Origin of the sequence: Pseudomonas umsongensis (genome assembly GCF_002236105.1) — a bacterium.
GTDB lineage: Bacteria > Pseudomonadota > Gammaproteobacteria > Pseudomonadales > Pseudomonadaceae > Aquipseudomonas > Aquipseudomonas umsongensis.
This window is the reverse complement of record NZ_NIWU01000001.1, coordinates 1,537,929-1,562,906: the sequence shown is the minus strand read 5'-3', so window position 1 is coordinate 1,562,906 and position 24,978 is coordinate 1,537,929. Positions and strand designations below refer to the sequence as shown.

Sequence of the window (24,978 nt, the reverse complement as noted above, 5' to 3'; positions counted from 1 at the left end):
CCTCAACGTTTCTGCGCAGCGTTGGCGTCGTCTTGCAGGATTTTGTCGATGGTCTCGAAGCTGTTGCCCACCAGTGGCAGCACATCTTTTTGCGGCACATGGCATTGGTTGCAGAAGTAGCGACGCGGTGAGACAGCCGCCAGCGCCTGGCCGTCGCGGTCCATGTAGTGGGTGATACTGATCATCGTCGCCTGGCTGCGTGGACTGTTGGCCCGGCTGTGGCAGGACAGGCATTTGTTGCCGTTCTTGTCGATCTGATAGCCGCGAATGCTGTGCGGGATGGTCGGTGGCTGGTCAGGGTAGTTGCGCTCGCGCTTGAGGTCCTTGTTTTCATCGTCGGCCAGGGGCGGCGCTGGCGCGTTTTGCGTCAGGGTGCCGCCTGGCCGCCGTCCGTCCGGGCCCGGTGCATCCAGGGGGTAATCAATCTCGGCGGCGATCGCAGCGCCCAAAAAAGTGCCCATCACGGCGAGCAGGAACAACGGCAGGATGCGAAAAGTCATGGCGGTTCTCCTCAAGCCACGCTGATCAACTCGATGCGGATCGCGCATTTCTTGTAGTCGGTCTGCTTGGAGATCGGGTCGGTGGCGTCGAGCGTGACCTTGTTGATCAGCTTGTTGGCATCGAAAAACGGCACGAACACCAGGCCGCGCGGCGGTTTGTTGCGCCCGCGGGTTTCGATGCGGGCGCGGATTTCCCCGCGGCGGCTGATCAGCTTCACTTCGCTGCCACGGCGTGCGTTCATGGCCTTGGCATCCTCGGGGTGCATGTAGACCAGCGCGTCGGGCACGGCTTTGTACAGTTCTTCCACCCGTTGGGTCATGGTGCCCGTGTGCCAATGCTCCAGGACCCGGCCGGTGCTCAGCCAGAACGGGAAGTCGGCGTCCGGCGCTTCGGCCGGTGGCTCGTAGGGCAGGGCGAAGATGATCGCCTTCTTGTCCGGGTAGCCGTAGAACTGCACTTCGCTGCCGGTTTCCACGTAGGGGTCGAGCCCCTCGCGGTAGCGCCAGCGGGTTTCCTTGCCGTCGACCACCGGCCAGCGCAGGCCGCGTTCGCTGTGGTAGCGATCGAAGGCCGCGAGGTCATGACCATGACCGCGACCAAACTGCGCGTACTCTTCGAACAGGCCCTTTTGCAGGTAGAAACCAAAGGCCTTGGCTTCATCGTTCTTGTAGCCGGTCTCGATTTGCTCGACGGGAAACTCGTCGACCTGGCCGTTCTTGAACAACACTTCGAACAGGGTTTTGCCCTTGTACTCCGGGGCCTTGGCCAGCAACTCCGCGGGCCAGGTTTCATCGGTCTTGAAGCGTTTGGAAAACTCCACCAACTGCCACAGGTCGGACTTGGCGTCTCCCGGCGCGCTGACCAACTGATGCCAGAACTGCGTGCGGCGCTCGGCGTTGCCGAAGGCGCCTTCCTTTTCCACCCACATCGCGCTGGGCAGGATCAGGTCGGCGGCCTGGGCGGAAACGGTGGGGTAGACGTCCGAGACGATCACGAAGTTGTCCGGGTTGCGCCAGCCCGGCAACACTTCCTGCATGATGTTGGGCCCGGCCTGCATGTTGTTGCTGGCCTGGGTCCAGTACACGTTGAGCACACCGTCCTTGAGCATGCGGCTTTGTTGCACCGCATGAAAGCCGACTTTCTCCTGAATGGTGCCGGCGGGCAGCTTCCAGATTTTTTCCGCGGTGGCGCGGTGCTTGGGGTTGGTCACCACCATGTCGGCGGGCAGGCGGTGGGAGAAAGTCCCGACCTCGCGGGCAGTGCCACAGGCCGATGGCTGGCCGGTCAACGAGAAGGGGCTGTTGCCCGGTTCGCTGATCTTGCCCGTGAGCAAATGGATGTTGTAGATCAGGTTGTTGGCCCAAACTCCGCGGGTGTGCTGGTTGAAACCCATGGTCCAGAACGACACGACTTTACGGTTGGGGTCGGCATAGAGTTCGGCCAACGACTTGAGGCGATCAGGCGCAACCCCGGTTTCTTTCGCCGTGCGTTCCAGGGTGTAGGGTTTGACGAACTCGGCAAACTGCTCGAAGGAGATGTCCGTCCAGGTATTGGCCTTGTCGGCATTCTTCGCCTGTTTTTCCAGCGGGTTATCCGGGCGCAAGCCGTAGCCGATATCGTCGGCGCCCTTGGCGAAGCGCGTGTGCTTGCTGATGAAATCCTGATTGACCGCGCCACTTTCGATGATGTGATTGGCGATGTAGTTGAGGATCAGCAGGTCGGTTTGCGGCTTGAACACCATGGGGATGTCGGCCAGTTCGAAGCTGCGGTGTTCGAACGTCGACAGCACCGCGACTTTCACGTGCGGATAGCTCAGGCGCCGGTCGGTGACGCGGCTCCACAGGATCGGATGCATCTCCGCCATGTTCGAGCCCCACAACACAAAGGCGTCGGTGGCTTCGATGTCGTCGTAGCAACCCATCGGCTCATCCGCGCCAAAGGTGCGCATGAAACCCATCACCGCCGAGGCCATGCAATGGCGGGCATTGGGGTCGATGTTGTTGCTGCGAAAGCCGGCCTTCATCAGTTTGTTGGCGGCATAACCTTCCCACACCGTCCATTGTCCCGAGCCGAACATGCCGACCGATTCGGGGCCCTTGGTTTTCAAGGCCTGCTTGAATTTTTCTTCCATGATGTCGAAGGCCTTGTCCCAACTGATCGCCTGGAACTCGCCCTGCTTGTCGTACTGGCCGTTGTTCATGCGCAGCAGCGGCTGGGTCAGGCGGTCGACGCCGTACATGATCTTGGACAGAAAATAGCCCTTCACGCAGTTCAACCCGCGGTTGACCTCGGCCTTGACGTCGCCATGGGTGGCGACCACCCGGTTGTCCCGGGTCGCGACCATCACGCTGCAACCGGTGCCGCAAAAACGGCAGGGCGCCTTGTTCCAGTCCAGGGTGACCATGTCCGCTTCGGTGACCAGGTTGCTGGCAGTGGTGAATATCGGCAGGCCGGCCGCGGAGGCTGCAATGGCAGCGGCCTGGGCCTTGACGAATGCTCGGCGCGACATGCTCATTGGCTGTCTCCCGCGGGATCGAGAATTTCGTGATAGATCAGCGCAGCGTTGAGTACGCCCGGCAGATTGTTGATTTGATCGATGCGTTGCAGGATCTGGTTTTCGTGTACGGCCTCAAGGACTACCACCAGTTTCCCGGCGGCACTTTCCTGATGCAATTCCACGCCGTCCAATAGTCGCAGGTTGGCTTTGACGGCGTCGAAGCGTTCAGGTCGGGCAAGTACCACAAGGCTGGCGATGTGCAGGATTTCGTCCATGGTTGACTCCAACAGGCTCTATTGAAGGGCTTTTAGTTGGGCGGTCCGGGAGGGCCGTAGAGCATTTGGAAAAACCAGATAAGGAAACCGTAACTGCCGACAATGGCGACTGAAAGTAACGGGAAAAGGCAAATGACAAGAAACAGGAACAGGCGCATTTCCTTGCGTCGTTGCGGTTTTTGCTCTTCAGTCAATGACATGGAGTGCGCTCCAGCCGAACGTGCACTCCAGACTAGATCACGGAATTATAAGGAGGGTTGTTGTTACGACTTTTATCGACAGGCGGTGGCCGATACTCACCGGTCTGCCACATGCAGTTATAAGACTGCGGATCGTTACAGCGCTGAGTTACCAATATGCAGCGAGTTGATAGCGTTTCTTGTTTGGTAGTTGTTCGTTTAGCCGATCGATAGGTGGAAAGGGAGTGCGTTGTTGCCATCAGCTGTGCACCAATGCGATGGTGAATGAAACAACGATCATGCAGGCAAAGGCGAAATTTAGATTCATGTCGTTTCCATCCGAGTCAGGGGTGATGGCGCTCATCTTGAACAGGTCTGACGCAAATAAAAAATTCGCCTTGGTGATTTGAAAGATCGAAGGAATTGATAGCTGGCGCGTGAGTCGCGGCTTGAGTCACTGCAGACAAACTGTGGGGGCGAGCAGGCTCCCACAGTCGGGTTTCAGCTGTCGCACTATCAGCGCAGTCGCTCCAGCAACTGGTAGTACCACATGCCCGCCGCCAGCATCGGGTTGCCAAGCAGGTCGCCCATGGGCACGCGGATATGCTGGCAGGCAGCGAAGGTGTCGTACTGCTCAAGCTGCCCGGTGATCGCGCGGCCCATGATTTCGCCCATGATGTGGGTGGTGGCGATGCCGTGCCCGGAGTAGCCCTGGCAGTACCAGACGTTGTCCGAGAGTTTGCCCACTTGCGGGATGCGGTTGATCACGATGCCCATCGCGCAGCTCCACTGATAGTCGATGGCCACGCCTTTGAGTGCCGGGAACGTCTGCTCGATGCACGGGCGTAACTCGGCGGCGATGTCGCGCGAATCCTTGCCGCTGTAGTTGGCGCCGCCGCCGAACAACAGGCGGCCGTCGGCGGTCAGGCGGTAGTAGTCGAGCACGAAGCGGCAGTCGTAGACGGCGAGGTCTTCAGGGTTGATCTGTTTGGCCAGGTCGCCCAGCGGCGCAGTGGTGACGATGCCGCCCATGGCCGGGAAGATCTTGCCCTTGAGCTTGCCCGGCTCCAGTTTGTGGTAGACGTCACCGGCCAGCAGCACCTGATTGGCATCGATGCGACCTTGGGCGGTGCGCACGCCTGGTTGGTCGCCGTGAATGATTTCCAGCACTTCGCTGTTTTCGAAGATCAATGCGCCCAGGCTTTCTGCCGCCCGGGCTTCGCCGATGCACAGGTTGAGTGGATGCAGGTGCATGTTGCGGGTGTTCTTGATCGCGCCGTGGTAGAGGTCGCTCTGCAGCAGGTCGCGTACCTGGCTGCGGTCGAGCAGGCTGACGTCGTCACCCATGCCGCGGCGCAGCGCTTCGTCGTAGTCCTTGCGCAAACCGTCCATGTGGGCAGGTTTGTACGCCGCGTGCAGGTGGCCGTGCTTGAGGTCGCAGGCAATGCCGTATTTCTCCACCCGTTGCTTGATGATCTGGTGCCCGCGCCAGCGCAGGTGCCAGATGAAATCGTCGACTTCATCGCCGAGGCTGCGACGCATCTGCTTACGCATGGCTTCCTCGCCCGAGAGGCTGCCGGTGACCTGGCCACCGTTGCGCCCGGTGGCGCCCCAGCCGATCTTGTGGCTTTCGACGATGGCGACCTTCAGGCCTTTCTCCGCCAGTTCGACGGCCGTGGCGACGCCAGTGAATCCGCCGCCGATGATGACTACGTCGACGCGGTGCTGGCCTTGCAGGGTTGGGTAATCGGTTTCGTGGTTGAGGGTGGCGGTGTAGTAGGAGTTGGTGCGTTGGGTCATGTTTTTGTCCAGGCGAAATGAGGTCGAGAGACAGCGCGATCCTTGTGGGAGCGAGCCTGCTCGCGAAGCGGCCGGCACATTCAGCACTTGTAGTGACTGACACACCGCTTTCGCGAGCAGGCTCGCTCCCACAGGGCGGGGCGGATGGCGGTTTACGCCTCAGTCAAGTACCAACGCCAATCCTGCTCACCCACTTCAGCCATGAACTGCCGATACTCCGCACGCTTGACCGCCAGGTACACCCCCAGAAATTCCTGCCCCAACGCATCCCGCGCCCACACCGAATTTTCCAGCGCCGTCAGTGATGTCAGCCAGTCGGTCGGCAGCAATTGCGTGGCCTGCGCGTAGCCGTTGCCTTGCACCGGTTCGCCGGGGTCGAGGTTCTCGCTGATGCCGCGATGGATGCCAGCCAGGATCGCCGCCGCTGCCAGGTACGGGTTGGCATCGGCACCGCAGATGCGATGCTCGATGTGACGGCTGTTGGCCGGACCACCGGGCACCCGCAGGCTGACGGTGCGGTTGTCGACGCCCCAGGTCGGGGCCAGCGGCGCATAGCTGTTGGCCTGGAAGCGCCGGTAGGAGTTGGCATTGGGGCAGAACAGCAACAGCGAATCGAGCAGCGACGCCAGCATGCCGCCGATGGCGGTGCGCAGCAGCGGGGTGCCGGCCGGGTCCTCGGACGCGAACAGGTTGCGGCCTTCGGCATCGGCGATGCTGACGTGCATGTGCATGCCGGTGCCCGCCAGGTGATCGAAGGGTTTAGCCATGAACGTCGCCTGCATGCCGTGCTTGTGGGCCACGGCTTTGACCAGGCGTTTGTAACGCACCGCCTGATCCATCGCCTGCAAGGCATCGCCGTGTTCCAGGGTGATTTCCACCTGCCCCGGCGCGTATTCGGAAATCGCTGTGCGCGCCGGAATGCCATGGAGTTTGCACGCGGCATAGAGGTCGGCGAGAAATGGCTCGATCTGCTCCAGCTCACGCAGGCCGTAGACCTGGGTATGTCGCGGTCGACCGCCGTCAGCGTCCAGCGCCGGTTGCGGGCGACCATTGTGATCGCGCTTGGCGTCCAGCAAATAGAACTCCAGCTCGCACGCCATCACCGGGTGGTATCCCTCGGCTTGCAACCGATCGATGACCTTGATCAGCAGGTGACGTGGATCCGCGATGCTCGCCGGCATGCCTTCTTGCGGGTGCATGCTGACTTGCACCGCCGCGGTCGGAATCTGCCGCCACGGCAAACGCACCAGGCTGCCTTCGAGCGGGTAGGCACGGCAGTCGATGTCACCCACCTCCCAGACCAGTCCGGAGTTCTCGACGTCATCGCCTTGCAAGGTCAGGCCGAGGATGGTGCTGGGCAGCGGGCGACCGCTTTCATACACCGCCAGCAGTTCCTCGCGGTGCAACAGCTTGCCGCGCGGCACGCCGTTGGCATCGAGAATGAACAGCTCGATCATGTCGATATCGGGGTTGTTCGCCAAAAAGCGTTGGGCGTCTTCAAGGGCTGCGAATTTCATTGTTCATCACTCACGGTGGCGTCCCGCGGACGCACGGATTCAGGCCAGGGCGCGACGGCGGATAAAGATCCACGGCGCTCTGGCAGCGATAGCGAAAAAGTAAGGGGGCTCGACGCGTCGTGGACGCAATCAGGCGAGCAGGGTGCTATCCGGCGGGCGTGCGGAGTGACGCAGTTTGGAGCGGCGCAGGGCCATGGGCAGGTTGACGATGCGCTTCATGAGGCAATGCCGTCCACGACCCCTGCAGAGGGGGTCAGGAATGAGACATCCAGCAAGTGGTGCTCTGACGGTGCGGTGCTCATGACTCAGGTTTCCAGCAGGGGAAATCGTCGGTGGCGGATAACACGCTATCCGCAGTGACTGGATACTAGGGGTGAAAGCGCAACCTGTAAACGTCTGTTTTCAGCGCAGAAGGTGCACGGCCACCCCGATCAGCCCACAACCGGACAATACTTCGATGACCCCGCGCTTGAACTTCAGCAGGGCAATCGCGGCCGCAATGGCGATCAGCAGCGACGGCCAGTCCAGCCGATTGGCGAAGCCCTCAGGCCACAGCACATGATAAGCAAAGAAGCACGCCAGATTGACAATCACGCCAACCACCGCAGCGGTAATCGCGGTCAGCGGCGCGGTGAACTTGAGTTCGTTGTGCGTCGATTCCACCAGCGGGCCACCGGCGAGAATGAACAGGAACGAAGGCAGGAAGGTGAACCAGGTCACCAGCATGGCGGCGACGGCACCGGCGACGAAGGCCTGATCGGGACCGAACACCTGATGCACGTAGCCGCCGATGAAACCGACGAAGGCGACCACCATGATCAGTGGCCCGGGTGTGGTTTCGCCGAGCGCCAGGCCATCGATCATCTGCGTCGGCGTCAGCCATCCATAGTGGCCGACCGCGCCCTGGTAGACATACGGCAGCACCGCGTAGGCACCGCCGAAGGTCAGCAGCGCCGCCTTGGTGAAAAACCAGCCCATCTGGGTCAGCGTGCCTTCCCAGCCGAACAGGGTGGTGAGGGAGGCCATCGGCAGCGCCCACAACAGCGCGCCGATCAGGGCCAGGCGCAGCAGTTTCCAGCTGCTGAAACGGGCATGCTCGGGCGTGGGTGTGTCGTCGTCGATGACGGCGGCGCCGAAGGATTTTTGCGCGGCGCCGTGCCCGCCGGTACGGAATTTTTCGGGGGCCAGGCGCCCACCGAAATAACCGATGATTGCTGCCCCCAAAACGATCAAGGGAAACGGTACGTTGAGCGCGAAGATGGCCACGAATGACGCGGCGGCGATGCCCCACATCCAGGCGTTTTTCAAGGCCCGGGAGCCGATCCGATGCGCCGCCTGCAGCACAATGGCGGTCACCGCCGGCTTGATCCCGTAGAAAAGCCCGACCACCACCGGCACCTCACCGAAGGCGACATACACCCAGGACAAGGCTATCAGGAGGAACAGCGACGGCAGCACGAACAGCACGCCGGCAATCACGCCGCCCCAGGTCCGGTGCATCAGCCAGCCGATGTAGGTCGCCAATTGCTGGGCCTCGGGGCCGGGCAGCAACATGCAATAGTTGAGCGCATGCAGGAAGCGGCGCTCGGAGATCCAGCGCCGGCGTTCGACCAGTTCCTGGTGCATGATCGAGATCTGCCCGGCCGGCCCGCCGAAGCTTATGAAACCGAGCTTGAGCCAGAAACGGAACGCTTCTCGCAGACTGATTGCAGCGGGCTTCGCGGGTTGCTGTGCTTCGGCGGGGGCAGGGCTCAAACGGCGATTCCTTTTGCAGGGACACTTTGATCCGCGACTTTAACCATGAGCACGCGGTTTGAATAGCCGGGCACTGCGTCAACTCAAAACGTAGTCCACCGGCATGAGCGGCGGCGGCAATGTCGTCTCACCCATGGCCGCCAGCACATCGCGCTCGATGGTGCGTACCAATGCGTCGATGGGCAGCTGGTTTTCATCGCGACCAAACGGGTCTTCCAATTCATCGGCAATCGCATCCAGGCCGAAGAACGTGTAGCTGACAATCGCGGTGAAGACCGGCGTCAGCCAGCCCAACGGTTCGGCCATGGCGAATGGCAGCAAGATGCAGAACAGGTAGATGGTGCGGTGCAGCAACAAGGTGTAGGGGAAGGGCAGCGGCGTGTTCTTGATCCGTTCACAGACCGCTTGGACCTGGGTCAGGCGGGTCAAGTGGTTGGCCATCAGCATGTGGCGCCACTCGTTGATCACGCCAGACTCGGCCAGCGTCGAGCATTGTTGGCCTGCCTGCATCAGGATTCGCCCACAGAGATCGCCTGCGTTGTCCACCGGCATCGGATCGAGCCAGGCCCCACTGGCCGCCTGTTCGTTCTCCTGGCGCAACCTGGCGTTGAGCGCGTGGGCGAAGCCACAGAGTTTGCGTAGCAGGCTGTTACGCTCGACTTCATCCTTGATGACCTGGGTTTCTCGCGCCATGGAGCGAATCTCCACCAGCATGTCGCCCCAGGCCTTGCGCGCTTCGTACCAGCGGTCATAACAGGCGTTGTTGCGAAAGCTCATGAAGATCGACAGCGACAGGCCCAGCAGGGTGAAGGGCGTCGCACTGACCTTGGAAAAATAGCTGGGGTGCGACATCTCGACGAGCACGATGACCGATGCGAGCAGCGTCACCATCAGGGCGCGCCAGGCGATGCGCTTGGCGATCGAGCCTTTGAGCGAAGTCAGGATGCCGATCAGGTTGGGTTTGGGTCTCACGATCATGGTTGTGCGCCTGGGCAAGGACAGTGATGGAGCTGGCATTTAATCGCCGGTCATGGGCATGACGCGGCGCAGGCTAGGAGCAACGAGTCCGTACGTCCAATCACTATGAGTGACTGGGTGATCGACGGAGTCTATGAAGGATTTTCAAGCGCGCAGCGATGGTGCGCCGCTGCGGCTGTCGTCATTCATTGCGCCCCGAACATCACCGTCCAGTAAATCCCCGCATCGCTCTTCGGATCAACCGCATACGCCGCGCCGAGGTCGCGGAACTGTGGGTTCATCAGGTTGGCGCAATGGCCGGGGCTGGCCAGCCAACCGTCGACCACCTTGCGTACGCTGTCCTGCCCGGCGGCGATGTTCTCGCCGATCTGCTGGAAGTCGTAGCCCGCCAGTTCGGCGCGATCGCCTGGGGTACGGCCGTCGCGGTCCTTGTGATCGAAGTAATTGTTGTTGGCCATGCTGCGCGCCTGGGTTTCGGCGGCGCTCGCCAGGGTGGCGTTCCAGGCCAGCGGCGTGGTGGCGTTGAAGGTTTGTGCGCCACATTGGCGGGGGCGGCTGCGCGCGACGTTGAGTTCGGCGAGCAGTTTCTGCCCTTCGGTCTGCCAATCGCCCAGGCGTGCGCTCAACAATGGCCGGGCCAGTACGATGCGCCACTCGCGGTCCTGGCGGCTGACGCCGACGTCGACGAACTGCGGGTCGAGCACGATCTGGCAAAAACTTTCCTGGATCGCCTTCATCGCCGAGGGCGCATCACGCGGCCCGGTCAGGCTGATCGCCTGCACGTTTTTCATCGGATACCCTGCAGCGGCCATGGCCTGTTGCAGGTTGCCAACGCTGGCGGCGGACAGCACCAGCCGCGGGTCGGCCGACAGCGGCGGCAGTTCCGATGACACCTGGCCTGCGCAACGCTGCAACTGGGCGCGGTAGACGTTGATCGATTCGATCAGTTGCGACTCATCGCTCGCCTGCGCAGTGGCGGCAAACAGAAGTCCCAGTGAAAACCCGGCAAGGCGCAGGGTGGACGATAGGAAAGGCATGGAAATCCTCCTTGAGCTGACTGCGCCCATGATGCGCGAAGTGCCCCCCTTGAGCGCAATGCCTTTTTCCGGGATGTTGCATCCTTCGCGCCATCATTTCACTACTACACTCAAGCGATACTGCCTACGGAGTAGTGTCCGATCATGCACCACGCCTGGATCTCCACCTGCCTCGCCCTGACCCTGCTCGCTGTCCCGGTATTTGCCACTGACCAGGAACAAAAACAGAAAGTCGCCGAAGACAAGGCCCAGGTGCTCGAGCACAAGGCCGCAGAAAATAGCAGCCCCGCGGCAGTGCCCAAGGCTCAAGCCATTACCCAGCCTGAGGTTCAGGCCGTGGACCCGGCGGGCAAGGCGCCGCTGGATGACGCCATCACCTGTCTCGCCCGTTCGATCTACTGGGAGGCCAAGGGCAAGGACTCGGTCGACATGGAAGCGGTGGCCAACGTGGTCATGAATCGCCTCGGCCATGAAGGTTTTCCCGATACCGTGTGCGCTGTAGTCAAGCAGGGCTCGGAGACCAGGAGCTGCCAGTTTTCCTGGTGGTGCGATGGGCGTCCGGACTCCGTTCAGGAGGAGGTGCCTTACGCGATGGCCAAGGAAATCGCACGCAAGGCGCTGAACAAGCAATTGCCGGATCGCACCAAAGGCGCACTGTATTTCCATGATCGCACGGTGAAGCCTGGCTGGGCCAAGGAGTACACCCATACGGCGGACATCGGATTGTTCAGGTTTTACAAACCCCAGGGCGGTGATGCGAAGTAATCATATTTACGTGAAAAACCCTTGAAATTTATCCAGGCCCGCGAAACTGCAATATTTCTGTTTTACAAGCTTCATGACGGAGCAACGCGTTAGAAATGTCATGAGTGGAAACAGAACATGAAGCAGGCGTGGTTTTTCAGCAGTCATTCGGCACCGCCAGGTGCGTCCTTTGCGGTTTACGCCTCGTGACGGTTCTTGTCACCGGCGCCGCCGGTTTCATCGGCTTTCATACGGCCAGGCGCTTGTGCCTGGACGGTCATGAAGTCGTCGGGATCGACAACCTCAACGACTATTACGACGTAGCGCTCAAGCAGGCACGGCTAAAGGCGCTTGAGTCGTTGCCGGGCTTTCGCTTCCGGAAAATGGACATCGTCGACAAGCCGGCATTGCTGGACTTGTTCGGCGAGTACCGGTTCAGCGAAGTGGTGCACCTGGCCGCCCAGGCCGGCGTGCGTTATTCGCTGGACCATCCGGATGTGTACGCCCAATCGAACCTGGTGGGCTTCCTCAATGTGCTGGAAGCCTGTCGGCACCATCGCCCCGGGCACCTGATCTATGCCTCGAGCAGTTCGGTCTACGGCAGCAACTGCAAGATGCCTTTCAGCATCGAAGACGCGGTCGATCAACCGGTTTCGTTATACGCGGCCACCAAGCGTGCCAATGAACTGCTCGCCCACAGTTACTGCCATCTGTACGGCCTTAGGGCCAGCGGACTGCGCTTCTTCACCGTCTACGGGCCCTGGGGCCGACCCGACATGGCACCGTTCAAATTCACCCAGGCGATCCTCAACGGCCAGCCCATCGACGTCTACAACCAGGGCGAGATGGCGCGAGACTTCACCTACATCGATGACATCGTGGAAAGCATCGCTCGCCTGCGCACTCGGCCGCCGGGCGAGGGGATCAATCGACTCTTCAACATCGGTCGCGGTGAACCGATGGCGCTGCTGGATTTTATCGAGTGCCTGGAGTCGGCGTTGGGCACCGAAGCCCGGCGTCACTTCATGCCGATGCAGGACGGTGATGTGGTCAAGACCTGGGCCGATGTCTCGGCACTGCAAGCGTGGATCGACTTTCGCCCGCAGGTGTCGGTGGCAGCCGGGGTCGGGGCCTTTGTGCAGTGGTATCGGCAGTTTTATCAGATCTGAATCGTTCGCCGCTGATAACGGTAAAACCATAGGGCGAGGGGACTCCATGAGCCAAGACATATTTGTGTCGGTACTGATTCCGGCAAGGAACGAAGCGAACAACCTCAAGCCACTGCTCGAGGAGGTGTGCGAGGCAATGGCAAACGAAGCGTATGAAATCATCGTGGTCGACGATGGCAGTACCGATGCCACCTTGCACGAACTGCGGCAGATCAGGAACAGCGGTTTGAGCGCCTTGCGCATCCTCCATCATGAACGCTCGCTGGGGCAAAGCACCTCGCTCTACCACGCGGCACGGGAAGCGCGTGGACAATGGCTGGCCACCCTCGACGGCGACGGCCAGAACGATCCGGCGGACATCCCCGGCATGTTGGCGCTGGTGCGCGGTGAGCAGGGCAGGGGCAATGTGCAGCTGGTGGCGGGTCACCGTACCAACCGCCGCGATACTGCGAGCAAACGCTGGGCTTCGCGTTTCGCCAACGGTCTGCGCCGGCGCCTGCTCAAGGATGCCACGCCGGACACCGGCTGCGGCCTGAAGCTGATCGAGCGCGCGGCGTTTCTGCGCCTGCCGTATTTCGACCACATGCACCGATTCATTCCGGCATTGATCCAGCGCCACAACGGCCGAACGATCAATTACCCGGTCAACCATCGAGCGCGCACCGCAGGGGTGTCCAAGTACGGCAACCTCGACCGTGCCCTGGTGGGCATTCTTGACCTGGCCGGTGTCTGGTGGCTGATCAAGCGCACGCGGCTGAACACCCACGCCCAGGAGCTCGAAGGATGATCATGACCCGCGAAACCCTGTGGCTGGTGATTGGTTTTGCCGGACAGATCGCGTTTACCGGACGGTTCGTCCTGCAGTGGTTGTACAGCGAATACAAAAAGCGCAGCGTCATCCCGGTGAGCTTCTGGTACCTGAGTATTGTCGGCAGCACCTTGTTGTTTGCCTACGCCATCTACCGCCAGGACCCGGTGTTCATTGTCGGGCAGGCATTCGGCTCCATCGTGTACCTGCGCAACCTGCAATTGATTGCCAAAAACCGACAATCCAGGGAATAGACCATGCGCCGAAAACTCTCGCCCCGGGTCGAATGCCTGGTCCTGATGCTGCTCGCCTTGCTGTTGATCGGTGCCGGGCTGGGATTGCGCCAGGCACAGAACGTCGATGAGGAGCGCTTCCTCGGTGTGGCCCTGGAGATGCTGCACAACGGCTCGTGGCTGATTCCGCATCGGGCCGGGGAGATCTACGGCGACAAGCCGCCGATCTTCATGTGGACGGTGGCATTCTTCATCTGGCTGACCGGCCTGCCCAACCTCGCCCTGTACATTCCCGGGCTGTTGTCGGCGACAACCGTCACGGCACTGGTCCATGACCTGGGTCGTCGGCTCTGGAGCCAGCGTATCGGTCGCATCGCTGCATTGTTGTACCTGGCGACCTACCAGACCCATAGCATCCTGCGCACCGGGCAAATCGACAGCTTCCTGATTCTGTTCACCACCCTGGGCCTTTACGGGCTGGCACGCCATCTACTGCTTGGACCCGCGTGGCGTTGGTTCTACGTCGGATGCGCGGCGATGGGCATCGGCGTGATCACCAAAGGCGTCGGTTTTCTGCCGGTGTTGCTGTTGATCCCCTATGCCTATGCGGTGCGTAAGGGCTGGCCGGGGGTGGTGGCGATGCCGGGCGAGTCGCGCAGATGGCTGCTTGGGTTTGTGTTCATGCTGGCTGCTATTGCGATCTGGCTGCTGCCCCTGGCCTTGTCCATCGCGCTCAATGGCACCGCTGAGGAAATCGCCTATGCGCGGGAAATCCTCCTGCGCCAGACCGCCGGACGCTATGCCGCCGCCTGGCATCATCGGGAACCCTTCTGGTACTTCTTCACCAACGTCATTCCACAGTACTGGCTGCCACTGGTATTGGTGTTGCCGTGGCTGGTGCCGGCCTGGCGCCGCCAGCTGCAAAAGCGCGATGGCCGGGTGCTGGTGTTGCTCGGCTGGGTGGCGCTGGTGGTGCTGTTTTTCTGTATCAGCAGCGGCAAGCGCAAGTTGTATATCTACCCGGCATTGCCAGCGCTGGTCCTGGTGGCAGCGCCGCTGGTGCCCTGGTTGCTGCAGCGTTGGTTCAGGCAGCGCCCGCGCTTGCGACGAGTGTTCCCGGCATTGGTCGCGACCTGGTTCGTGCTGTGGTTCGCCCGGGGTTTCGTCGAACCGGTCAGGGATGGGGTCAATCCCAATCAAACGCTCATGGCCCAGGCCAACAGCATGACCCATGGCGCGAACCTGGTCCTTGTCAACTGGAGCGAAGGGCACTGGCTGTTCGCCCGGCAGCCGATCGTGCACTTCGGTATGCTCGACTCCACCGTCGAAAGAGCCGCGCAATGGCTGCGCGAACACTCGCATGACTACGCCCTGGTGCCGGACGACGTGCTGGACCGCTGCTTCAAGCCCGAGGCTGCGCGGGAACTGGGGGAGAACTCCCGGGCGCAATGGTCGATTGTCGGGGCGGATGCGGATAATGGGTTGTGTCATGTGCAAGCGTCATCGACGGTGTATCGGTTTTCGTGGGCTGATCCGCAGGTGCAAGTGTCCGTGCCCTAGCGAAGCTCATGCATATTTGGATTGATCGTTCCCACGCTCTGCGTGGGAATGCATCCTGTGACGCTCCGCGTCATTCTTGCGCACGGCTCACGTCATGTGTCGTCAACGGAACGCGGAGCGTCCCTGGCGGCATTCCCACGCAGAGCGTGGGAACGATCACAAGCAAAGCGAGGCGGCCTGACAGCCGACCTGATTTTGCGGGTGTACCCGACCCCCCGTAGGAGCCAGCGGTGTTGGGGGTAAATGCAAAAGTCAGGTCGGCTGTCAGGCCGCCTCGCTTTGGCTTTTGATCTGGGCGCCCCGTTAACCACGCTGGCAGAACGCAGGCATTGCGCAGTGGCTAAACCGGCAGGACGCCGGTTTAGCCGCGCTGGGCCATGGATGGCCCATCGCGGCGACCCACGGAGTAATGCCTTCGTTCTGGCATGCCGAGCCTAGGCGAGGCACCGAGTGGTGGGGCAAGAGCGCTTTGGTTACTTTCGCGCTTTTCGAAAGTGACTCGCCGTAAGGGCGAAACCCTAAGTGGCCGTTACCGCAGCAATGGATATACACCCCGTCCCCTACTTGTGAACAGCAACTGATCAAAACTTCGCATAGTTCAACGCATCGACAATCGCCGAACCGCCGATACCTGTCAGGGACAGCAGCAACGAACGGATCAATGGGTCTTCGGAGTAGCGCGAGAACGAACCGGTGTTGAGCGTTGCAACCCGTTCGCGAATCATCTTGAACTTGGCATAGCCCGGCGTCGATTCCGGTGTTTCCAGTAAATAGGCATCGATTCGTTGCAAGGCCACCGTGCGGGCCTTTTCCGCGGCTCGACGCAGGGTGAGCGCAGAGCCGAGCAGCAGCAACGCGGTCAGCAGGTAGGAAATCATCAGCCCTGGCGGTGTTGGCCAGTTGTCGAACAGGCTGCTGCGTGAGGCCAGCAGGATCAACAGCACCACGGTCGGTGCGTAGATCAGCCGATTGACCGCCGACGTACGCTTGGCGATCAGTTGCAGATCCACCCACTCGTCGATGCAGGGATGCTTGAGCATGCCGAAGATTTTCTTGTGTTCGGCCTGCAACGTCCCTGGCCAGATCGCATGGTGCTCGCTCAGATGACGGATGAAGCGCGTCAGCAACAGGTTGGCATCCATGACCCAGAACACCAGCACCTGGAACGTCAGCGTCGGAATCAGCCAGTTCAACATCCACCAGTCCGATGCACCGCGCACGGGCGTGCCTTCCATCGGCCAGATCACGAACAACACGCTGGTGACCACGACGTAGGCCCAGGTAGCGAGTAACGCCCGCAACAGGCGGGCACCGAATGATCCACAGATGCAGTGCTCACCCCAGAAGCGCGCAATGACGATCATCTTGCGTCCGTCCGTGCAGCGGGCCTGGGCGGCCGCGCAGGACTTCGACCAGTCTTCGTTGGCACTCATCAGCGGGAAGAAAATCAGCAGCAGCCAATGGCCCAGCTCATTGCACCAGCGGCGCAGGCTCCAGCCTTTGCCGCGGCGGATCAATCGCTGTACCTGGCCCCACAGGGTTGTCTGGTATTTGCGCATGTGCAGGCGCAGATGGAAGGCACTTTCGATCTCCGCGCGATTGATGCGCAGCTTGCGCCACCCCCAGGTCAACGCCGAGAGCGAGATCAGCACGGCCAGCAGGCGCAATGCTACGGTCGGCCAGGCGCTGATGCCTTCGAGCAAGAACATCGGCTCGCCCAGGCCGTTGTCGGTCAAGGTGCTGCGCATCTGGTACGCCAGCATCAACGCGAGAATGAACACCACCAGCGGGACCACGAAGTACCACGCCCAGGCATCGTATGAACCTGGGGTCACACTCGACGTCGCGTCCTGGGCCAGTGCCAATCGCCGCGTGGAGCGACGGAGCAGGTTCGACGACAGGATGCCCAGCAGCACCAGCACGAAGGTGAACCACAGGAATTCCGCATGCCAGTAGCGCGTGGCAATGAAGGCGCAGGCCGCCGCGACCATGAACAGCGTAATAGGTACGCCGCGCACCCACGCCAGGCGTGTGTCGTGTTCGTCCTGGGGGCCCTCGATGCGCCACCAGAGAATGAACGCAGCGATGCTCAGCAGGGTGAGTGTCAAAGGTCCGGCCCAAAAGAACGATTGGCTGTGTTTGAAACGCTCGCGCAGTGACTGGGAGGGCTCAGGGTAGGGCGGCGGCGAGGGATCTTGCAGGCAGCGCAACGCCATCAGATCGTGGGGCAGCACACCGCGCTCCGACTGGGCTTGGGTGGGCGCCTGGCAACTGGTCGGGCGTGAGGCGCCCAGTCGCGTGGCCAGGGGAATAAAGCCACTGATGCCCACTTCGTAGATGCCCGGCGAGAGCAGCTCCGATTTGGAATAGTCGAATTTCGCGCGCTTGGCATCAAAGGATTGCGGCGCCAAGGCCGCCAGTACTGAAATGAACACGGCACTTTGCAGGCTGTCGCGAAATGGCGGCACGTCCTGTTGCAGGGCGCGAGTCAGCGTCAGGCCATAGGGTGCGGCGAGGATCAGGTTGCGCGTGGTTTGCGCCTGGCCCCGTTGCAGCATGCGCGCGTCAAGGTCGGTGGAGAAGTACAGTTTGTAAGGCATTCGGCTCTTGAGGGCCTGCAGCACCAGCAGCTTGTCGTAGGCATCGACACCCAGGATACCGATGGCGCCGATGCCACTTTCGCCATCGCGTCGATAGGCCGCGTCTTCGCTGGCGATGTGGTCGGCGAGGCGTCGCAGATAATCGAGCTGGGAGTTGCCGTCGGATTTCTCCAGCGGGCTGAGGTCGATGGCGGATGCGCCACGGGCGTTTTTGCTGGCATCGTAGCTGGCGGTTTTATCGGTGCTCGCTGATTCTTCCGGCAGACGCCCGTCGAGCCCGCGCAAGTAACTGAAGCGCAAGATCCACTGGTCGACGGCACCCTTATGGTTTTCACCGTCGCCGAGTCGGGCGTCCCTGGCCACCTGCAGCTTGAAGCTTTCGATCAGGGCACGGCTGTAGAAACTGTCCCACTCGGAAATCAACGCGATGCGGTTGGCGCTGCGGCGAAGATTGCCGGTGCAGGGTGAGCCGATCCGGCTCAGTTTGCCTTCGCTGCAACGCACGCCGGCGGCCGGGTCGACGCGGCGCAGCTTCAGTTCTTCAAGTATCAGTTGGGTCATGGTGCCATCGTCACTGACGGTGCGCAGCAGCTTCATCGGCTCGCGGTTGGCCAGCGGCGGCGACAGCTTCTGGTAGCCACGATCCAGTGTCTCGTTGTCGGCCGTGGCCAGCGGCGAATAGATTTCGATGTTCGGCGAGGCCTTGCCGATGTCCTGGTCCTGGAACATGTCGCGCAGCACGGTCGAGGTCGAGGGGCCTATGACCTTCAAGACGGCATTGGCCGAGGGTTCGATGCAAGGTGCTGGCGTGCAGGCCATGGCGACTTTTTTTTTCAGGCTGTCACGAAGCGTTTCGAGCTGTTGCAGCGGCATCGAGCCGAGCGCGTCCTGTTTCAACCAGAACACGATCGTTCGGTCGGAGGGTGCGGGCTTGCCTTCAAGCGCCTGCGGTGGATCGAACGGATTGGACACGAACACTTCGTAGGGCGTATCGACGAAAGCGTTTTTCTGCGGTGCCTCGAGTGACAGGTTGGCGGCCAGCTTCAGGCAGTGGATGTACTGCTCCTGATCCGGCACCCGGTGGGAATTCTTGAACCCGGCCAGCAAGGCATAGCGAATGCGCCGGCGCCTTTCGACTTCATCGGCGTAGGGGCCACCCTCGACCAGCGCGACCATGATGTCGGGCGCCGATTGTCCTGCGCTCAGGGGCGAGAGGTCGGGGCTGCAAACGTTCTCGGCGTCCGGGTTCTTGCTGTCGGCAAGCTTCTTGCGATAACGCTCCACCGCGTCGAAAGGGTCCTGCCACAACCGGGCCTCGATGGGCAGTTGTGCCTGGAACTGGGCACCGATGGGGCGCGGCTCCAGGAAGGGTTCGCGGGTGAGGGCGAACATCGATACCACCAGACTCAGGATGACTGCACTGCCTGGCAACCAGAGGGCCAGATTTGTGCCCGAATCCTTGCTGTCCATGGCCTGTGCCTCTTGTTTGCGGCCAACTGTGTACTGTTATTTATAGACCCAATAAATGAAGGGGAATGGCCTGAATGAACGATTGCCTGACCGAATTGCCGTCGATCGGCTATTCACCCGCACTACGGCGGCAGGTGTACAGTGCGGTGCTCTGGCTGAATAATCGGTCATGCCTCCTTTAAGGTCATTCTGGACGAACGCCATGCATCGCATCGGACTCATCGTTTACCCCGGTTTCCAGGTTCTGGGCCTGGCCATGTGTGCCACATTCGAACTGGCCAACAGTGCGGCCGATGAACCGGTGTACAGCATTGTCCTGGTGTCCGAACACGGCGGCATGGTGCAAACCTCCGCAGGGTTCGCTGTGGAGACCAAGCCATTTGACCCGTGTTCGTTCGATACGCTGTTGGTCATGGGCGATAACTTGATTCGCCCGCCATCGAAAGGGCTGGTGGACTTTTTGCGCCATGCCAGCCAGGGCACCCGCCGCCTGGGTTCGATCTGCACCGGTGCCATTGCCCTGGCCGAAGCCGGTTTGCTCGATGGCCGGCGAGCAACCACCCACTGGTGTCATGCGGCGTCGTTGCAGCGGGCGTTTCCGAAGGTGAAGGTTGAGGAAGACCGGATTTTTATCAACGACGGAAATATCTGGACCGCCGCCGGCATGAGCGCGTGTGTCGATCTGGCGCTGGCCCTGGTGGAAATCGATCTGGGCGCGGAAGTCGCGCGCCGGGTCGCCCGGCAGTTGGTGGTGTATCACCGCCGGGCGGGCGGGCAGTCGCAGTTTTCGGTCATGCTGGAGTTGCAGCCCAGGACCGATCGCATCCAGGCAGCATTGACGTACGCCAAGCAGAACCTGAAGTCCGATTTGTCGGTTGAGGAACTGGCCAACGCCGCCAATCTCAGCCCGCGACAATTCAGCCGAGTGTTCAATGCCGAAACCGGGCAATCGCCGGCCAAGGCTATCGAAAGCCTGAGGGTGGAGGCCGCGCGGTTGATGATGGAAACCGGCCGGCACTCGATCGATGTGGTGGCAACCGAAACCGGCTTTGGTGACAGGGAGCGAATGCGCCGGGCTTTCCTGCGAGCTTTCGGGCAACCGCCCCAGGTGATTCAGCGGGCCAATCGAGGTTGATGACCTAAAAGGTGGTGTATACGACATTCAAGTCACAATATTATTTTCGTAATATTTGTCTCGTTGAAACCCATTCCCTCAATGAGATCGCCGCCATGACCTTTGTCAAAGCCGCCGCCGTACAAATCAGCCCCGTGCTCCACAGCCGTGAAGGCACCGTCAACAAAGTCGTCGAGAAAATTCTCGAGCTGGGTGAGCAGGGCGTGCAGTTCGCCGTGTTTCCCGAAACCGTCGTGCCGTACTACCCGTATTTCTCGTTCGTCCAGGCGCCCTTTGCCATGGGCGCCGAACATCTCAAGCTGCTGGACCAGGCCGTGACGGTGCCGTCGGCGGCGACCGATGCCATTGGCGCTGCCGCCCGAGAGGCCGGCATGGTCGTGTCCATCGGTGTCAACGAACGAGATGGCGGTACGTTGTACAACACCCAATTGTTGTTCGACGCCGACGGCTCACTGATCCAGAGCCGCCGCAAGATCTCCCCGACTTACCATGAACGCATGATCTGGGGCATGGGCGACGGGTCCGGCCTGCGCGCCACCGACAGCGCGGTGGGGCGCATCGGCCAACTGGCGTGCTGGGAACATTACAACCCGCTGGCCCGCTACGCCTTGATGGCCGATGGCGAACAGATCCACGCCTCGATGTACCCCGGCTCGTTTGCCGGCCCGCTGTTCACCTCACAGATGGAAGTCAGTATCCGCCAGCACGCATTGGAAGCGGCGTGCTTCGTGGTCAACTCCACCGCCTGGCTCAGCCCTGAGCAACAGGCGCAGATAATGGCCGACACCGGCTGCCCGATCGGGCCGATTTCCGGCGGTTGCTACACCGCGATCATCAGCCCGGATGGCGTGGTACTGGGTGCGTTGACCGAGGGTGAAGGCGAGGTGATCGTCGACCTCGACATGAGCCTGATCGACAAGCGCAAGCGCATGATGGATTCGCGCGGCCACTACAGCCGTCCGGAACTGCTCAGCCTGCTGATCGACCGCACCCCGCATGCCCATGTGCATGAACGCAGTGCGCATCCGGAGACAGTGGAAAAGGTAGATCCACTGTAGGAGCGAGCATGCTCGCTCCTACAGTAAGGCGGTAAGGCAGTACTCCGTTGTTTCAGTGCTGGTTGCGGCGCCAGAAAATCCGGGCCAGCAACGCATCGACGCTGAACTTGCCAGGACCCGAAAGCAGCAACGGCACAAGGGCGGCGAGATAAATCAGCGGCAGCTTGAAGTTACCAAAACCTTTGTTGCTGATGGAGTAACCCTGGGCCAGTTCGCTCAAGGTCGACCAGTCTGCCGGCCAGTGCACCGCGGCGGTCGCGACGATGGTCACCACGATCAGGCTGATCGCCGAGAAGCGTGTGGCCAGGCCCACCAGCAGGGCGAGCGCGCAGATCAGCTCGACCCACATCGACAGTTCCCAATTCAGCGTGGCCGGCAGGTGGTTGAACGGGAACAGGAAGCGGTCCTGGATGTCGGCGAACCAGTTTTCGCCATTGAATTTTTCCAGGCCCGACTCGAAGAACTCCCAGGCGAGGAACACCCGCAAGGACAGTGGCGCGATCCAGCTGCCGGCACGGTCAAGGTTCAGGTGCAGGCCTTTCACGGCCGATGAAATAGTGGCGTTCATGGTTGATCTCCTTCAAGACAGGGATGTCGGACCGGGGGGGCCGTTGAGAGGTATTTCATCAACCGGGTGTATCTGCGGTATGTCGTTGGCACGGGAATTTGAAGGCCTGGTGTGTCAGGGGCGGGGCTGTACACACTTTGATACGTTCAGTTCGAATGCATTTAAATGTGGGAGCGGGCCCGCTCCCACAGGGACCTTTGTGGGCATCAAGTCAGAGCGGCAACGCCAGAACCCGGCTGCGCAGATGCGCCAGCGTCTCGTCATCGAGCACCGTGGTCAGTTCCAGGCCTTCTTTGGCCTGATACAGGTTCATCGCATCCCGGGTCTGTTTGCCGACAATGCCGTCAATCGTGCCGGGGTGCCAGCCCAGGTACGTCAGGTAGGTTTGCGCGGTGCGAATCCTCAGGTCGGGCGTTCCGCCGTAAGAGAACTTCTGATACGCGGCACTGAGCCGCACGTCGTAGTTGTTGATGGCGTAGTTGGGGCCGTTGTAACGACGGGCGAAGTTCGCCCAATCCTTGGCCCGTAGCGCGGCGATGGAGCCGCCACCGATCAACGTGCCGACCATACACAACAGTTGTTCGTTCTCTGACAGGACCATGCGCCTGACCATCGATTCAACGTCTGCAGAACCGGTGGAAGCGAAGTTGAACCCCATGATCTGGCCCAGCCCCCACGACGTGCTTTGCAGCGCCGCATTGCGGTCAAGCTCGATCGCCTGGTTGAGCCGGTCGTACTGGTGGTCCCCCGACGCACCATAGTTGCCAGGGCTTTTGCTGCTGATATCGGGGTGTTGTGCGTCAAACGCCTGGTGGGTCAAGCGGCTGAAGACGTGACGCTCGAAAAGGATTTTCGGACGGCGATCGGAAAAGAATCCGTTGCCGGAGGTTTCTACTGCCAGAACAGCCCACAGTTGTGCAGCGCTGACTTTGGCCAGGTCCAGGGCGTTTTCCAGACCTTCGTCGTCAAGGGCTGCGCCATGGCTTCTGAATTCGTTGCTCATGACGGCCTCCTTCGAAACAGCAAACGCGGGGGTACGCTTTAAGCGTAGGTGGGCCAGGCTGGCACCGGCGGGTTTGCGATTATCGGCGCAGGGCTGTGGCGGATGACGCTCGGCGGCTTTTGCTATACATTTTCTGCCCGCCCATTGCATGGTGATACCGCTTCATGTCTCTTGCGCTCGAACGTCTAGTCGCTGGCACGCCGATCCCTTTCGCCGGTAATCGTGTCACTGTGGTCAGCCCCGAACTGGCGGCACGCTTTGCGCCCGGTGACCACCTGTTGGTGGAGCAGGTCAGCGGCGAACTGTTGCTGATTCCGGTGGCTGACCAGCAAGCGGCAGCGGTGGCGATCGAACGTGCCGAAGCGGCGTTCAAGGCGATGTCGACGGTGTCGGACCAGGCCATCAGCGCCTTCTTCGATGAGTTTGCCCAACGCCTGGAGACGCCTGAGTGCTGGGCCTTGATCGAGGCCGCAAACCTGGCCGACATCGAGCGGGCCAAGGCTCGTGGCCGCTCGACCACGCGTTTGCTGGCCGATGAGCGCATGCGTCGCGACATGATTGCCGGCCTGCGCGCCTGGCGCGATGCATCGGCCACCCGCGGCAAAGTGATCAGTTGCGTTGAGCACGACGGCTGGAAAGTCGAACAGGTGGTCTCGCCGCTGGGTATCGTCGCGTTCGTCTTCGAGGGCAGGCCGAATGTCTTCGCCGATGCCGCCGGTGTGTTGCGCACCGGTAACACCGCGGTGCTGCGCATTGGCAGCGACGCGTTGGGCACGGCCCAGGCCATCGTCACTCACGCATTGAACCCGGCATTGAACGCCACCGGATTACCAGCCGGTGCGGTGTCGTTGGTGGAAAGCGTCAATCACGCCGCCGGGTGGGCGATGTTCGCCGACCGCCGTCTGTCCCTGGCCGTCGCCCGTGGTTCGGGGCGCGCCGTCAGTCAATTGGGCAGCATCGCGCAACAGGCCGGCACCGCCGTCAGCCTCCATGGCACCGGTGGTGCCTGGTTGATCGCCGACATCGACGCAGATGCCACGCGCTTCGCCGCTGTGGTGCGCAACTCCCTGGACCGCAAGGTCTGCAACACCCTGAACGTCTGCCTTATCCAGCGCGACCGCGCCGCTGACCTGGTGCCGCTGTTTCTCGATGCGCTGCAACAGGCAGGCAAGGCACGGGGGCAGGGCTGCAAGTTGCACATCGTGGAAGGCAGCGAAGCGTTCCTGCCGGCGGATTGGCAAACCGCCAGCGTCGAGGTCTACCGCGCCGAAGGCTACCGCACCGAAGCACTGGCCGAAGCGTTGCCGGAAGATCAACTGGGTCGCGAGTGGGAGTGGGAAGAAACCCCCGAAGTCAGCCTGAAGATCGTCGACGACCTGGACAGCGCCATCGCCTTGTTCAATCGCTACAGCCCGCAGTTCACCGTGTCGCTGCTCAGCGAAGCTGCAGCGACTCAGGAACGCTTCTACAACGCGGTCAACGCGCCTTTTGTCGGCAACGGGATCACCCGTTGGGTCGATGGTCAGTACGCACTCAACAAGCCGGAGCTGGGCCTGTCGAATTGGGAGAGCGGGCGGCTATTTGCGCGCAGTGCAATTCTTTCAGGTGATGGTGTGTTCACCATTCGCAGTCGCATGACCCAAATAGATCTGGGCATCAAACGCTAAAAAAGGCCTGTCGCAGCATCTTTATATTGTTCGAACGTGAGAGGCACCTTTACGGTTTTCTCTGCAAAAGGTGGGGTTGTCTACTGTCAAGTTTGACAGTAGACGCGCCATGCTTTTCGCCGACTTAATAAAGCTCCGGGGCTGAACCCGTGTAGTCACCATGGAAATCAGTCATCCCACTGCCTGACGAATCCCCAGGTTCCGACGATTTTAAGGGTGAGCTATTAATCGACGGCGACCCGTCGACCCCCTTCTGATATCTGCCGATGAAAAGATCTTGATGGTGTATGGGGGGCTTCTCATACGTCTGCTGAAAAATGGTCAACCTGATCCGAGTTTCAACGGGGTAAATATTACGTAGATACCCGACATTCGGAATATCCATCAGTCATCCTTCGCATGGTGCAAGTTTGTGAGGATAAAC

General features: G+C 61.1%; 20 protein-coding genes. 8 read left to right on the top strand and 12 right to left on the bottom strand.

What is annotated here, in order from left to right; all coding sequences use genetic code 11:
- Positions 1–2 precede the first annotated feature (2 nt).
- The 9 genes from PSUM_RS06880 to PSUM_RS06840 form a co-directional block, all read right to left on the bottom strand.
- A complete protein-coding gene (locus tag PSUM_RS06880; RefSeq protein ID WP_414896148.1) occupies positions 3–461 on the bottom strand; it encodes a nitrate reductase cytochrome c-type subunit in 459 nt (152 codons plus the stop codon).
- A 50-nt stretch (positions 462–511) separates the two neighbouring features.
- Positions 512–3,016 (bottom strand): nitrate reductase catalytic subunit NapA, encoded by a 2,505-nt coding sequence (gene napA, locus PSUM_RS06875; protein WP_083349255.1) that lies wholly within the window; start codon positions 3,014–3,016, stop codon positions 512–514.
- Positions 3,013–3,273 carry a chaperone NapD gene (locus tag PSUM_RS06870; protein WP_020799564.1) on the bottom strand — a complete coding sequence of 87 codons (261 nt, stop codon included), beginning with the start codon at positions 3,271–3,273 and terminating at the stop codon, positions 3,013–3,015. The genes napA and PSUM_RS06870 overlap by 4 nt, the downstream gene beginning before the upstream one ends.
- Before the next feature lie 32 nt (positions 3,274–3,305).
- Complete coding sequence (napE, locus tag PSUM_RS06865) at positions 3,306–3,473, bottom strand: periplasmic nitrate reductase, NapE protein (RefSeq protein ID WP_020799563.1); 168 nt, start codon at positions 3,471–3,473, stop codon at positions 3,306–3,308.
- A gap of 495 nt (positions 3,474–3,968) precedes the next feature.
- Positions 3,969–5,252 (bottom strand): NAD(P)/FAD-dependent oxidoreductase, encoded by a 1,284-nt coding sequence (locus PSUM_RS06860; RefSeq protein WP_083349254.1) that lies wholly within the window; start codon positions 5,250–5,252, stop codon positions 3,969–3,971.
- A 152-nt stretch (positions 5,253–5,404) separates the two neighbouring features.
- On the bottom strand, positions 5,405–6,769 hold the full coding sequence (locus tag PSUM_RS06855) for a glutamine synthetase family protein (RefSeq protein WP_020799560.1): 1,365 nt from the start codon (positions 6,767–6,769) through the stop codon (positions 5,405–5,407).
- Between the two features lie 402 nt (positions 6,770–7,171).
- On the bottom strand, positions 7,172–8,524 hold the full coding sequence (gene chrA, locus PSUM_RS06850) for a chromate efflux transporter (protein ID WP_020799558.1): 1,353 nt from the start codon (positions 8,522–8,524) through the stop codon (positions 7,172–7,174).
- A 78-nt stretch (positions 8,525–8,602) separates the two neighbouring features.
- A complete protein-coding gene (locus PSUM_RS06845; protein WP_083349253.1) occupies positions 8,603–9,502 on the bottom strand; it encodes a bestrophin family protein in 900 nt (299 codons plus the stop codon).
- 185 nt (positions 9,503–9,687) lie between these two features.
- Entirely contained in the window at positions 9,688–10,539 is an 852-nt protein-coding gene (locus PSUM_RS06840; protein WP_083349252.1) for a CAP domain-containing protein, read from the bottom strand.
- Between the two features lie 144 nt (positions 10,540–10,683).
- On the opposite strand from PSUM_RS06840, the gene PSUM_RS06835 reads away from it, so the two are divergent.
- The 5 genes from PSUM_RS06835 (at position 10,684) to PSUM_RS06815 (ending at position 15,053) form a co-directional block, all read left to right on the top strand.
- Positions 10,684–11,304 carry a cell wall hydrolase gene (locus PSUM_RS06835; RefSeq protein ID WP_083349251.1) on the top strand — a complete coding sequence of 207 codons (621 nt, stop codon included), beginning with the start codon at positions 10,684–10,686 and terminating at the stop codon, positions 11,302–11,304.
- A 185-nt stretch (positions 11,305–11,489) separates the two neighbouring features.
- Entirely contained in the window at positions 11,490–12,452 is a 963-nt protein-coding gene (locus PSUM_RS06830) for an NAD-dependent epimerase/dehydratase family protein (RefSeq protein ID WP_083350165.1), read from the top strand.
- 46 nt (positions 12,453–12,498) lie between these two features.
- Positions 12,499–13,239, top strand: a complete 741-nt coding sequence (locus PSUM_RS06825) for a glycosyltransferase family 2 protein (RefSeq protein WP_083349250.1) — start codon at positions 12,499–12,501, stop codon at positions 13,237–13,239.
- Positions 13,236–13,514, top strand: a complete 279-nt coding sequence (locus PSUM_RS06820; RefSeq protein ID WP_020799551.1) for a lipid-A-disaccharide synthase N-terminal domain-containing protein — start codon at positions 13,236–13,238, stop codon at positions 13,512–13,514. Before PSUM_RS06825 ends, PSUM_RS06820 begins: the two co-directional genes overlap by 4 nt.
- 3 nt (positions 13,515–13,517) lie before the next feature.
- Positions 13,518–15,053: an ArnT family glycosyltransferase gene (locus PSUM_RS06815; protein ID WP_083349249.1), complete on the top strand. Its 1,536-nt coding sequence runs from the start codon at positions 13,518–13,520 to the stop codon at positions 15,051–15,053.
- Positions 15,054–15,634: 581 nt separating this feature from the next.
- Here PSUM_RS06815 and PSUM_RS06810 read toward each other — a convergent pair.
- Positions 15,635–19,123 carry a hypothetical protein gene (locus PSUM_RS06810; RefSeq protein WP_083349248.1) on the bottom strand — a complete coding sequence of 1,163 codons (3,489 nt, stop codon included), beginning with the start codon at positions 19,121–19,123 and terminating at the stop codon, positions 15,635–15,637.
- A 202-nt stretch (positions 19,124–19,325) separates the two neighbouring features.
- Between PSUM_RS06810 and PSUM_RS06805 the strand changes: the two genes are divergently transcribed.
- Together PSUM_RS06805 and PSUM_RS06800 are read left to right on the top strand one after the other, a co-directional pair.
- Positions 19,326–20,258, top strand: coding sequence for a GlxA family transcriptional regulator (locus PSUM_RS06805; RefSeq protein WP_033042903.1), 933 nt, complete (start codon positions 19,326–19,328; stop codon positions 20,256–20,258).
- A 95-nt stretch (positions 20,259–20,353) separates the two neighbouring features.
- The gene (locus tag PSUM_RS06800; protein ID WP_020800070.1) at positions 20,354–21,316 is read left to right on the top strand and encodes a Nit6803 family nitrilase; all 963 of its coding nucleotides are present in this window, start codon (positions 20,354–20,356) and stop codon (positions 21,314–21,316) included.
- 52 nt (positions 21,317–21,368) lie between these two features.
- On the opposite strand, the gene PSUM_RS06795 is transcribed toward PSUM_RS06800, so the two are convergent.
- Together PSUM_RS06795 and PSUM_RS06790 are read right to left on the bottom strand one after the other, a co-directional pair.
- Positions 21,369–21,884, bottom strand: coding sequence for an HvfX family Cu-binding RiPP maturation protein (locus PSUM_RS06795; RefSeq protein ID WP_020800069.1), 516 nt, complete (start codon positions 21,882–21,884; stop codon positions 21,369–21,371).
- 211 nt (positions 21,885–22,095) lie between these two features.
- Entirely contained in the window at positions 22,096–22,887 is a 792-nt protein-coding gene (locus PSUM_RS06790) for an N-acetylmuramidase domain-containing protein (protein ID WP_020800068.1), read from the bottom strand.
- A gap of 164 nt (positions 22,888–23,051) precedes the next feature.
- Here PSUM_RS06790 and PSUM_RS06785 point away from each other — a divergent pair, with 164 nt between their 5' ends.
- Positions 23,052–24,554 (top strand): aldehyde dehydrogenase family protein, encoded by a 1,503-nt coding sequence (locus PSUM_RS06785; protein WP_033042902.1) that lies wholly within the window; start codon positions 23,052–23,054, stop codon positions 24,552–24,554.
- The last annotated feature ends 424 nt before the right edge of the window (positions 24,555–24,978 follow it).